The sequence below is a fragment of the Dickeya zeae NCPPB 2538 genome (assembly GCF_000406165.1).
Classification (GTDB): domain Bacteria; phylum Pseudomonadota; class Gammaproteobacteria; order Enterobacterales; family Enterobacteriaceae; genus Dickeya; species Dickeya zeae.
This window is the reverse complement of the sequence record NZ_CM001977.1, coordinates 2,917,648-2,930,070: the sequence shown is the minus strand read 5'-3', so window position 1 is coordinate 2,930,070 and position 12,423 is coordinate 2,917,648. Positions and strand designations below refer to the sequence as shown.

Annotated in this window: 9 protein-coding genes; 8 read left to right on the top strand and 1 reads right to left on the bottom strand. The window is 53.9% G+C overall.

Annotated elements, in window-relative coordinates:
• Positions 1 to 32 precede the first annotated feature (32 nt).
• From DZE2538_RS12825 to fdoI, 6 genes are all read left to right on the top strand, one after another.
• Complete coding sequence (locus DZE2538_RS12825) at positions 33 to 509, top strand: YlaC family protein (protein ID WP_023640220.1); 477 nt, start codon at positions 33 to 35, stop codon at positions 507 to 509.
• Positions 510 to 631: 122 nt separating this feature from the next.
• On the top strand, positions 632 to 1,357 hold the full coding sequence (locus DZE2538_RS12820; protein WP_330217004.1) for a glutamine amidotransferase: 726 nt from the start codon (positions 632 to 634) through the stop codon (positions 1,355 to 1,357).
• Positions 1,358 to 1,368: 11 nt separating this feature from the next.
• Positions 1,369 to 2,790 carry an aminotransferase-like domain-containing protein gene (locus DZE2538_RS12815; RefSeq protein WP_023640219.1) on the top strand — a complete coding sequence of 474 codons (1,422 nt, stop codon included), beginning with the start codon at positions 1,369 to 1,371 and terminating at the stop codon, positions 2,788 to 2,790.
• A gap of 635 nt (positions 2,791 to 3,425) precedes the next feature.
• Positions 3,426 to 6,476: a formate dehydrogenase-N subunit alpha gene (gene fdnG, locus DZE2538_RS12810; RefSeq protein ID WP_019843975.1), complete on the top strand. Its 3,051-nt coding sequence runs from the start codon at positions 3,426 to 3,428 to the stop codon at positions 6,474 to 6,476.
• Positions 6,477 to 6,491: 15 nt separating this feature from the next.
• Positions 6,492 to 7,394, top strand: a complete 903-nt coding sequence (gene fdxH, locus DZE2538_RS12805; RefSeq protein ID WP_012885369.1) for a formate dehydrogenase subunit beta — start codon at positions 6,492 to 6,494, stop codon at positions 7,392 to 7,394.
• Positions 7,381 to 8,013, top strand: a complete 633-nt coding sequence (gene fdoI, locus DZE2538_RS12800) for a formate dehydrogenase cytochrome b556 subunit (RefSeq protein WP_023640218.1) — start codon at positions 7,381 to 7,383, stop codon at positions 8,011 to 8,013. Before fdxH ends, fdoI begins: the two co-directional genes overlap by 14 nt.
• A 166-nt stretch (positions 8,014 to 8,179) precedes the next feature.
• On the opposite strand, the gene DZE2538_RS12795 is transcribed toward fdoI, so the two are convergent.
• Complete coding sequence (locus DZE2538_RS12795) at positions 8,180 to 9,481, bottom strand: MFS transporter (RefSeq protein WP_038916512.1); 1,302 nt, start codon at positions 9,479 to 9,481, stop codon at positions 8,180 to 8,182.
• A 311-nt stretch (positions 9,482 to 9,792) separates the two neighbouring features.
• Between DZE2538_RS12795 and fdhE the strand changes: the two genes are divergently transcribed.
• A complete protein-coding gene (fdhE, locus tag DZE2538_RS12790) occupies positions 9,793 to 10,737 on the top strand; it encodes a formate dehydrogenase accessory protein FdhE (protein ID WP_038916511.1) in 945 nt (314 codons plus the stop codon).
• 659 nt (positions 10,738 to 11,396) lie between these two features.
• Positions 11,397 to 12,419, top strand: coding sequence for an alpha/beta hydrolase (locus tag DZE2538_RS12785; protein WP_236616965.1), 1,023 nt, complete (start codon positions 11,397 to 11,399; stop codon positions 12,417 to 12,419).
• Positions 12,420 to 12,423: the final 4 nt, after the last annotated feature.

The window sequence follows — 12,423 nt, the reverse complement described above, 5'->3', positions numbered from 1 at the left end:
GCGCACCAATACGCAGCGGCAGAGGATTCGGTATGGACGAAGTGAAACGTATTCTGAATGAAGAAATCGAACGTCTGAATCGTGAGGAACGGCGCGATAATCGCATCCGTTTCAGTCGCCGGTTTATGGTAACCCACCCTTACTTGTTCGGCGGCATGCTGGCGAGTTATGTGCCGGTGGCGTTGATTTTGTGGTACGCACCCTATTTCGGCCTGCCTTATGTGGTGGGGTTTACGTTGTTTCTGGCGCTGATGTCGCTGGCGATGTCGATGGATATCAACCCGCGCTATCGCTTTGACGATATCGACACGCTGGATCTGCGGGTGTGCTACAACGGCGAGTGGTATAACAGTCGCCATGTGTCGGCACAGACGCTGGAGGCCTTGCTGCATAATCCACAGGTCGCCGCCGCGGTAAAAGAGGGGATCGCCCGTTTGTTGCAAACCAAGGGGTACCTCTATTTCTACGATGTTTTCTCTCTGGCCTACCGTTCAACCGCTGCGCGTTGAGGGACTGTGCGCTTTTATCGCTGTGAATAAAAATCAACGGTATGAAGCGATGACAGGGTGCGTCCTGCGTGATACGTTCAAAACTCATCTTGTTTACCGTTCTTCGAGGCCAGCGACGCGCTATGACGATGCGAAACGCAGATTGTCCCTCCTCATCACGTTCTCCTTCTTTACTCATCGTACAGATGGGTGAACCCCCCGAGCCTATCGCGCAGGCTGTCGGTCAGCAGGCTGACTGGTTTTGCAGCGCGTTGGCGGCGCAAGACGTGCAACTGCATGTGGTGCGGCCAGACGCTGGTGACGCCTTGCCGCACCCCAGTGAGCATGATGCTGCCATTATCAGTGGCTCCTGGTCGATGGTGACTGACCGGCTGGACTGGAGCGAGCGCACCGCCGAGTGGCTACGCCAGAGCGTGCAGGTCGGGTTGCCGGTGCTGGGCGTGTGCTACGGCCATCAGTTATTGGCGCATGCGTTGGGCGGCACGGTGGCAGATAACCCGAATGGACGTGAGATGGGGCTTAAGATGGTAACGCTGCATGACCATGCCGCGAATGACGCGTTGCTGACGGCGGTACCGACGCAGTTTAGCGCTTACCTCAGCCATCTTCAGTCTGTGGTGACGCCACCGCCGGGTGCTCAGGTGCTGGCGGCGTCAGAACAAGATGGATGCCAGATTATTCGTTACACGCCGCATACCTTGTCATTCCAGTTTCACCCCGAGATGGATGCTGCAGTAATGAACGCCTGCCTGCGACACTGCGCCTTGCCGGAAATAACCCATAGCGCTGAGCCGGTGTGGGCGCGGCGGTTGCTGCTGGATTTTGTCCGGCAGGCGTTGTCCCGCTAAGGAGCATGACACTGGCTAAGTTCGAACAACTGGCTGACCAGATGCGCGAGCAGTTACAGTCGGGTATCTGGCAACCGGGGGAAAAACTGCCGTCGTTGCGCGAAAAGGCGGTGCATTCGGGCCTGAGTCTGATGACGGTGCTGCATGCCTATCAGCTACTGGAAAGTCAGGGCTGGATTGTGTCGCGCCCGCAATCGGGTTATTACGCCGCCCCGCGCATTGAACGCCCGTCTGCGCCAGTGAGCGAGGGTGAAGCGGTGCATCTGACGGAAAATGTTGACGTTAACCGCTTCATTTTTGATGTGCTGCACGCCAGCCGTTCGCCCGGCGTGGTGCCGTTTGGGTCGGCTTTTCCCGATCCCCGGTTGTTTCCTCAGCGCCAGTTAACCCGTTCATTGGCGACGGTAGCACGCCGTATGCAACCGGAGAGTGCGCTGGATAACCTGCCGCCCGGCAATGAACGTTTACGCAAACAGATAGCCCAGCGTTATGCGCTGCAAGGTATCGCGGTATCGCCGGAGGAAATAGTCATTACCAGTGGCGCCATGGAGTCACTGAACCTCAGCCTGCAAATGTTGACCCGGCCCGGCGATTATGTGGTGGTGGAGTCGCCGTCGTTTTACGGCGCATTGCAGGCTATCGAACGTTTGCAGTTGAAGGCGATTGCTATCGCCACCCATCCGCATACCGGTATTGATCTGGCGGCATTGCGACAGGCATTGCAGGACTATCCGATCCGCGCCTGCTGGCTGATGACCAATTTTCATAACCCGCTTGGTTGTACGCTGGCATGGGAGAAAAAGCAGCAACTGGCCGCGCTGTTGAGCGAACATCAGGTACCGTTGATTGAAGATGATGTCTACAGCGAGCTGTACGCCGGCCCCCATCGTCCGCTGCCGGTCAAAGCGTTGGATACGCAAGGGCAGGTATTGCACTGCTCTTCGTTTTCAAAAAATCTGGTCGCCGGATTTCGTGTTGGCTGGGTGGCGGCAGGTCGCTTTGCACAAGGTGTCCAGCGGCTGCAACTGATGAGCACGCTGTCTGCCAGTGCACCGATGCAATTGGCGGTGGCCGATTATCTGGCGACCAGTAGCTACGATAGTCATCTGCGGCGTCTGCGGCGTACGCTGGAGCAACGCAAACACCGCTTATATCTGGCAATGAAAGCGCATTTCCCGGCCGGTGTGGATATTTACTACGCCGATGGTGGCTATTTTCTGTGGCTGGGGTTGCCAGATGGCATCAACAGTATTGACCTGTATCAGCAGGCACTGGCTCTGAATATCAGTATCGCGCCGGGCCGCATGTTCACGACCAGCGATAAGTTTGACCGCTACTTTCGTATCAATACCTCTTTCGAATGGCAGGAGAAAACGGAAAACGCCATTATCGCGTTGGCGACATTGTTGAGAAACGCACTCTCCTCGTCCTGATCGGTAACCCGCGTTATTTATCGTTCCCCATCAAAAATAATCGATTCACGGTCATATCATGCCGGGCGTTATTTATTTTACGTCGTCTGCGTTATTTATTTTCTTATCGTCAGACCGGTATTCCTCTTTATTCGTCGAAGCAACAGATACTCTGTTTTCTTTATAAAGAAAATCTTAATTATTTCTCATTGGTATAACGTGGCGAAGGGCATTCGTCTGCAATCGATATGTAAATAAATATATAGCGATACAAGGGGTTGGGGTCTTTTGATAATGAGAATGATTATTCTTAACTGCGTGATAACGTTAAAAAACAGCTACCCCACGATGAATTGTGACTTATTTGTTGTTATTGAGATAATTAATTGGCGCTTTTTATTCGTCGGTACATAATACATATGTTTGATAGGGGTTTATGCACTCCCCCCGTCAGCATTCATTCATATTAATAAAGCATTAATACATAAAATACGATATTACCCCCAATAATCAGAGTTGCGGGACAACGTGTTGAACAACGCCGCGCGTTGCCTTTTCAGGGTAGGGCTCAGGTGGGCCTGATAGCACTGCCGATGGACCTGCAATTCGATGTATGAGGGGTATCGCTCTGAGTGATGTCGTGCGAGGAATCTCCCATGCAGGTCAGCAGAAGGCAGTTCTTTAAAATATGCGCAGGCGGTATGGCCGGAACGACGGTCACCGCTCTGGGGTTCTCGCCCAGTGCGGCGTTAGCCGAAACGCGGCAATACAAGCTATTGCGAGCCAAAGAAACCCGGAATAATTGCACTTACTGTTCAGTCGGGTGCGGTATTCTGATGTACAGCCTGGGCGATGGGGCCAAAAACGCCAACGCCTCCATTTACCACATTGAAGGGGATCCGGATCATCCGGTGAGCCGTGGTTCGTTATGCCCGAAAGGGGCCGGTCTGGTCGATTTTATCCATAGCGATCAGCGCCTGAAATACCCGGAATACCGCGCGCCTGGCTCGGACAAATGGCAGCGCATCAGTTGGGAAGAGGCGTTCGAACGCATCGCCACATTGATGAAAAAAGACCGCGATGCCAATTTCGTTGAGAAAAACGCCGCTGGTGTGACGGTTAACCGTTGGCTGACGACCGGGATGCTGTGCTCCTCCGCTGCCAGTAATGAAACCGGAATACTGGATCAAAAATTTGCCCGCGCACTGGGTATGATCGGCATCGATACGCAAGCGCGTCTGTGTCATGGTCCAACGGTAGCGGCACTGGCACCGACCTTTGGTCGCGGTGCGATGACCAATAACTGGGTCGACATTAAGAACGCCAATGTGATTCTGGTGATGGGGGGCAACCCGGCAGAAGCACATCCGGTCGGATTCAAATGGGCCGTAGAGGCCAAGATTCACAACGGCGCCAAACTGATAGTCGTCGATCCGCGTTTTAACCGCTCGGCCGCCGTTGCCGACATGTATTCGCCGATTCGCGCCGGGTCCGATATCACCTTCCTGCTGGGTGTCGTCAATTATCTGCTTATCCACAACAAAGTGCAGATGCCGTATGTGAAGGCGTATACCAACGCCAGCCTGATCGTGCGTGACGATTACCACTTTGATGAAGGCCTGTTTAGCGGTTACGACGAGAAAGAGCGTAAGTACGACCGCACCAGCTGGCAGTATGCGCTGGATGAAAACGGTTTTGCCAAACGTGATGACACACTCAGTGATCCGCGCTGCGTCTGGAATCTGCTCAAAGAGCACGTCAGCCGTTATACGCCGGACCTGGTAACCAATGTGTGCGGCACGCCGAAGCAGGATTTCCTGACCATTTGTGAGCAACTGGCCTCGACTTGCGTACCGGATCGTACGGCTACCATCATGTATGCCCTTGGCTGGACGCAGCACACCGCAGGCGCACAGATTATCCGTACCGCGGCCATGGTGCAGTTGTTGCTGGGTAACGTTGGTATGGCGGGCGGCGGTGTGAACGCACTGCGCGGTCACTCGAACATTCAGGGCTACACCGATTTGGGGTTGTTGTCGCTGAACCTGCCGGGCTACATGCCGCTGCCATCGGAAAAACAAACCTCGCTGTCGATGTATCTGGATCAGATAACACCGAAAGCGCTGCTGCCGGATCAGGTCAACTACTGGAAGAATACGCCGAAGTTCTTTATCAGCATGCTGAAGAGTTTCTGGGGCGATAAAGCGACCAAAGAGAATGACTGGGGGTATGACTGGCTGCCGAAGTGGGACAAGAGCTACGATGCGCTGGCGTATTCCCGGATGATGCTGGACGGCAAGGTCAACGGCTATATCGTGCAGGGGTTCAACCCGATGGCGGCCTTCGCGGACTCCAACCGGGCTCGTGATGCCCTGAAAAAGCTGAAATATCTGGTGATCATTGACCCGCTGGCGACTGAAACCTCCAACTTCTGGCAGAACCACGGTGAGCTGAATGATGTCGACCCCAGTAAGATTCAGACTGAGGTGTTCCGCCTGCCGTCGAGCTGTTTTGCCGAAGAAAACGGCTCCATCGTTAACTCCGGCCGCTGGCTGCAATGGCACTATCAGGGCGCTGAGCCGCCAGGTGAAGCGCGCCACGACGGGGTGATTATCGCTGGCCTGTTCCTGCGTCTGCGTGAGTTGTATGCCAAAGAAGGTGGCGCTAATCCTGAGCCCGTGTTGAACATGAGCTGGAATTACCTGCAGCCGGAAGACCCGTCCGCCGAGGAAATTACCAAAGAAGCCAACGGCCGCGCGCTGGCGGATCTGTACGACGATAAAGGCAACCTGTTGTTGAAGAAAGGGCAACTGCTGCCTGACTTCTCGGTGCTGCGCGATGACGGCAGCACGGCCAGCTTCTGCTGGATTTACGCCGGTTCGTGGACCGAGGCGGGTAACCAGATGGCGCGTCGCGACAACGCCGACCCATCAGGTTTGGGCTGTACGCCGGGCTGGGCCTGGTGCTGGCCGCAAAACCGTCGCATTCTTTACAACCGTGCCTCGGCTGACGAACAAGGCCGCCCGTGGGATCCAAAACGTGAACTGATTCGCTGGAACGGCCAGAAGTGGACGGGGATAGATGTGCCCGATTTCGCCGCCACTGTGCCGCCGGGTAGCGCTGCCGGTCCGTTTATTATGAACGCCGAAGGGCTGGGGCGTCTGTTCGCTCTCGACAAGATGGCCGAAGGGCCGTTCCCGGCACACTATGAGCCGCTGGAATCGCCGCTGAAAACCAACCCGGTTTACAGCAAGGTTCAGGTTAACCCGGCTGCCCGTATTCTGCCTGCCGACCGCCCGTATATGGGAACGGTGGAAGAATTCCCGTTTGTTGCCACGACCTACTCGATTACCGAGTTGTTCCGCCACTGGACGAAACATGCGCGTCTTAACGCCATCGTTCAGCCGGAGCAGTTTGTGGAAATCGGCGAAGGGCTGGCGAAGCAGAAGGGTATCCAGGCCGGCGATGTGGTGAAAGTCAGCAGTAAACGAGGATATATCAAGGCGAAGGCAGTCGTTACCAAGCGTATCCGTACCCTGATGATTCAGGGCAAACCGGTGGAAACCATCGGCGTGCCTTGTCACTGGGGCTTTGAAGGCACCACCCAGAAAGGCTTTATGGCGAATATCTTGACGCCGCATGTCGGTGACGCCAACAGTCAGACGCCGGAATACAAGGCGTTTCTGGTTAATGTGGAAAAAGCGTAGTCGCGGAGAAACATTATGGCAATGCAATCACAAGATATTATCCGTCGCTCCGCGACTAACTCACTGACGCCACCGCCGCAGGCCCGCAACCATAAAGAGCAGGTGGCCAAACTGATCGATGTGACCACTTGTATCGGCTGTAAAGCCTGTCAGGTGGCCTGTTCCGAGTGGAACGACATCCGTGACGAGGTGGGGCATAACGTAGGGGTGTACGACAACCCGACCGATTTGAGCGCTAAGTCCTGGACGGTCATGAAGTTTGCCGAGTTCGAGGAAAACGGCAAGCTGGAGTGGCTTATCCGTAAGGATGGCTGCATGCACTGTGCCGACCCGGGCTGCCTGAAGGCGTGCCCGTCGGAAGGCGCGATTATCCAGTACGCTAACGGCATCGTCGATTTTCAGTCCGAGCACTGCATCGGTTGTGGCTACTGTATCGCTGGCTGCCCGTTCAATGTGCCGCGCATGAATAAGGACGATAACAAGGTGTACAAGTGCACCTTGTGTGTCGATCGTGTGGAAGTCGGCCAGGAGCCGTCGTGCGTGAAAACCTGCCCGACCGGTGCGATTCATTTCGGTACCAAAGACGAGATGAAAGTGCTGGCGGCCGAACGGGTGAAAGACCTGAACAGCCGCGGTTATCAGAATGCCGGTCTGTACGACCCGGCAGGGGTGGGGGGCACACACGTGATGTACGTGCTGCACCATGCAGACCGGCCAGAGCTGTATAACGGTCTGCCTGCTAACCCGACCATCAGCCCGGCAGTTACCTTCTGGAAAGGCATCTGGAAGCCGTTGGCGGCCATCGGTTTTGCCGCCACCTTCGCGGCCAGCGTATTCCACTACGTGGGTATCGGCCCGAACCGGGTAGAAGACGATGACGAAGCGCACCACGAGGGCAAGCAGCATGAAAAAGAGTAATCGAATTCAGCGTTACAGCGCCCCCGAGCGCATTAATCACTGGATTGTGGCGTTCTGCTTTGTGTTTGCCGCACTCAGCGGATTAGGGTTTTTCTTCCCGTCGTTCAACTGGCTGATGAGTGTGCTGGGCACGCCGCAACTGGCGCGTATCCTGCACCCGTTTGTCGGCGTGGTGATGTTTGTCGCCTTCCTGCTGATGTTTTTACGTTACTGGAAACACAACCTGATTGAGCGCAGCGATTTGGAGTGGGCGAAAAACATCCACAAAATTGCTCGTAACGAAGAGGTTGGTGATACCGGTCGGTACAACTTCGGTCAGAAGTGCGTTTTTTGGCTGGCGATTCTCTGTCTGCTGCTGTTGCTGGCAAGCGGGATTGTGATTTGGCGGCCTTACTTTGCGCCGTCGTTCTCCATCCCTGTGATCCGTGCCGCTCTGGTGGTGCACTCGGTATCCGCAGTCGGTTTGATCCTGACCATCATGGTGCATGTGTATGCCGCGCTGTGGGTGAAGGGCACCATCACCGCGATGGTGGAAGGCTGGGTATCCAGCGGTTGGGCGAAGAAACACCATCCGCGCTGGTATCGTGAGCTGCAATCCAAAGGGCAGGATAAGCACTGATCCTCATTACAAACCAGGTCAAGGAGAGGCGGCGTTGAGCCTCTCCTTGTCGTGCGTGCGATGAGGTAACAAAGAAATGACACCGTTTACCTCGCACGAAACTCTTCCCTGATCAGACAAACTTATTCGTTCACAAAGCAACATGGCTGTTTGCCTACAGCCTAACTCACCTATTTACCAGTTTTGCCGGTAGTGCCACTACCAACAGCGAACTGAGCAACAGGCAGAAAGCAAAGAACCATAGCGCGCCATTACCGCTACCGGTTAACTCCATCGCAAAACCCATAATTGAATTGCTGACCAGACCGGCGATATTAGCCAGTGAACAAGCCAGCGCAAAGCCGGTGGCCGCGGCGGTACCGGTGAGAAAGGTCGCTGGCAGGCTGAAGAACACCGGCACGGTGCCAATGATGGCGGCCTGCGCCACCGAGAACAGCAACACCGTCATCACGATATTGTGGGTGAAGAGGGTACTGGCTGCCATGGCTGCCGCACCGAGCCAAAATGGCACAATGATATGCCAGCGTCGTTCGCGTAGCCGGTCAGAACTGGCTCCCAGCAGCACCATACCTGCCAATGCTGCGATACTGGGGAGGGCGGTCAGTACGCCAATCTGTCCGATGTCAGCCACACCGGCTTGTTTAATGAAGGTCGGTAGCCAAAACCCCATCGCATAAGCACACAGCAAAATCGAAAAGTCGATACCACCCAGCATCCAGACTTTCAGGTTCAGAAAACCGTCGCGAAAGCGGTGCTTCAGGTACGGCGCTTCACGGGTGTCAATGGCCAAATCGGCACGCACCTGCATTCTTTCCGCTTCGTTCAGCCAGTGTGCGTGTTCAATGTTTTCCGGCAACAGCCAGAAGGTCAGCACACCCAGTAGTACACTTGGCAGCCCCTCCAGCAGGAACATCCACTGCCAGCCATGTAGCCCGTAAGCGGAATCAAAATGCGACATGATAAAGCCAGACAGAGGCGCACCCACCACACTGGAAAGCGGCAGGCCAATCATGAACAGGGAAATAATGCGACCGCGTCGCCAGGAAGGGAACCAGCGCGTCAGGTAAAACAGCACGCCGGGGAGAAAACCGGCTTCGGCGGCACCCAGCAGAAAACGCAGGACATAGAACTGGCCTGGTGTGGTGACAAACAGGGTTCCGGCGGATAGCAGCCCCCAGCTTATCATGATGCGTGCAATCCATAGTCGTGCGCCGACACGTTGCAAAATCAGATTGCTGGGCACCTCAAACAAAATATAGCCGACGAAGAATAGCCCGGCACCCAGACCGAAGGCGATGTCGCTGAGTGCCAACTGGTTCGCCATCTGAAGTTTCGCCAGCCCGATATTGATGCGATCAAGGTAGGCGGCGAGATAGCACAGACACAAAAAGGGAATCAATCGCCAGGCGATTTTGCGGTAAACCCGAGTGGTGCCTGATGGAGGCGTGTGAGAAGCAACGGCAGTCATAGATGTCGTTTCCAGCATGTAGACAGAATTATCGCGATACCTATCGACAGTGCTGCTTCGACATCATGCTTACCTCAAGACAACATGAACGAAAGCGAAAGCAGACTGACGGTCAGCAAGCACAGTCGTTCCATTGTGCGGTTGATGACCCGTTGTGTCCATCTTGTTTCGTTGATGTATCCACTCCGAGGTAGGCGGCGGAAAATCCTGCTGATTGTGGGGAATAACCTGCTAACATGAGGGCATCAGAACGGGGCCTTCGCCGCGAGCGCCGCGTCTCTTCAACATAGATAAACAGGAAGCATCACCTGATGAGTATTCGTATTGTGCCGCAGGAGCAACTGGCTGACAGTGAGAAAACCTCAACCATCGGCGTCATTCCTCCTTTGTTGTTTGCCAACCTAAAGAGCTTGTACCGTGGCCGTGCTGAGCGCTTGCGTCAACTGGCGCAGGATCATCCGCTGGCGGATTACCTGCTGTTTGCCGCGAGTGTGGTAGAGGCGCAGGACAAAGTGCGTCATGACCATCCGTTGGAGAAAGATCTCTCTGGGTTGCTACACCGCGGTGATTTACACGATAACGTTGCCGCGCGCCCGCCGCTGCATATCACCACCCTGACCCGCGACCCGCACTGGCATCGGTTGTTGCAGGCGTTGATCGAAGAACTCAAGCCCGCTGCCAGCGGCCAGGTGCTTGCCACGCTGGAGAATCTGGAAAAAATGTCAGCCCAGCAGTGGGATTCACTGGCGGATGCCCTGCTCAGCCAGCAGTTCACAGCGGAAAATAACGATAAAGCCCCGTTTGTCTGGGCGGCGTTGTCGCTGTACTGGGCACAGATGGCGACACAGTTGCCAGGGCGGGCACAGGCAGAACAGGGCGAACATCGCCAATTCTGCCCGGTATGCGGCAGCATGCCGGTCTCCGGGGTGGTACAGATTGGCACCACCAGCGGCCTGCGTTATTTACACTGCAATCTGTGTGAAACCGAGTGGCACATGGTGCGTGTCAAATGCAGCAATTGCGAGCAGGCAGGCAAATTGCACTACTGGTCGCTCGATGATGAGAACGCGGCTATCAAAGTGGAAAGCTGCGACGACTGTGGGACGTACCTGAAGCTGCTGTATCAGGAAAAAGATCATCGGGTCGAAGCGGTGGCGGACGATTTAGCCTCGCTGGTACTGGATGTGAAAATGGAAGAAGAAGGTTTTTCCCGCAGCAGTATCAACCCGTTCCTGTTCCCGGACAGTAACCAATAGGCTAGATAACTCAGCCTGTTGGCATGCACGGTACTGGTATTTTGGCGTCAGCGTCTGTGTCAGGCGTTGGCGTTGTATCAGTGACCCTGCTTCGACGCGTTACAATAATCATGTGCCAACGCGCTGTGTTGTCCAAAATGCAGCGCATTTTATTCTGCAACTTAAGTTATTTAGGATATATTCTTTTAAATCCCACTCTTGTGAATTATTGCATTCGTAATTAATTCATTTTAAAAATAAGACCATAAATAAAGAGAGGTGACGTTATTTTTTTGCTATCTCTTTTTTATAATAAAGCGTGTTCTTTCTAATGTGTTGGCGTTCTTCCCCTTACCAACAAACAAGCCTGATTTTTTTATATTCTGAATGGCAAGTATAGTGGCGTTGTTCAAAAAGTATTATCTGAACATGTCGTCATATTTAACTTGCCACTACATCGGTATGATGGCTTGGTTTATTTTACGTCTTTTTATTTTCGCTGTTATCTTGTATTGATAAATTAATTTTTATTTACCTTACCGTAAAAAGTCGATGTATTGCGTTATTCAATGCGCAATTCGGCTGTTATTCGGGAAATGGTGAAATATGGCTATCAGGAATTATCGCCTGACAGGCGATTGTAAAATATTTTATCTAAATCATTTAAGGACTTATTTATTATGGCTAATTCAACGAATGTTAATAATCTGATGGGATATACTAAAGGTGCACAGGTTATTCGTGTTAAACCTGTACGCCAACAAATTGATGCGCTTAATGATATCGTTTATTCCCAGATTAAAAGTACACAAAGAGTACAGCAGTTGGAAATGTCGTTGCTTGTCCCACGTACGACGACACTTAAACCGGCGATTGTCTATTTCCCCGGTGGTGGTTTCGCTTCCGCTGCGTATGCCAAATACATTGATGTGCGAATGGCGCTTGCGGAAGCTGGTTTTGTCGTCGCGGCGGCGGAATATCGTGTGGTGGCCGACAAATACCCGGCACTGATTGAGGATGCCAAATCGGCAGTGCGTTACTTGCGTGAACACGCAGCGGAATACGGCATTGACCCGAACCGAATTGGTGTGTTGGGTGATTCCGCCGGTGGTTATGTTGCGCAAATGACCGGTGCGACGAATGGGCTGCGTAGCTTTGATAAAGGGCGCTTTCTGGATAAATCGTCGGATGTTCAGGCGGTGGTTTCGGCGTACGGTATTTCCAATTTGTTGAGCATTGGCGAAGGCCTTCCAGAAAACCTGCTCGTAGTGCATGATTCGCCGGCGGTAACGGAAGCGTTGTTGGTTAATGGCACGGCATTTGGGGATTTCCCTGGCGCTACCATTACCAGCGACCCGGTCAAAGCGCTAAATGCCAGCCCGATGGGGCATATCAACGGGAAAAAACCGCCGTATCTCATCATGCACGGCAGTGCGGATACCGTCGTTTCACCGTTGCAGAGCAAGCAACTGTATGAAGCGCTGGTCGCTGGCGGGAACAAAGCGGAGTACGTGCTGCTGGAGGGCGCTGGTCATGGCGATATTAACTGGTTCCAGCCGGTGATCATCAACAAGATCGTGAATTGGTTCAAACAAACGCTGGGTGAGCCTATCACGCAAACGGCTCCGACCGGGGTAACGGTACCGACGGTCAGCTGTAATAATCAACCCAGGCTACCGGTTATGCGGCCTGGGTTCTGGTAAAGAA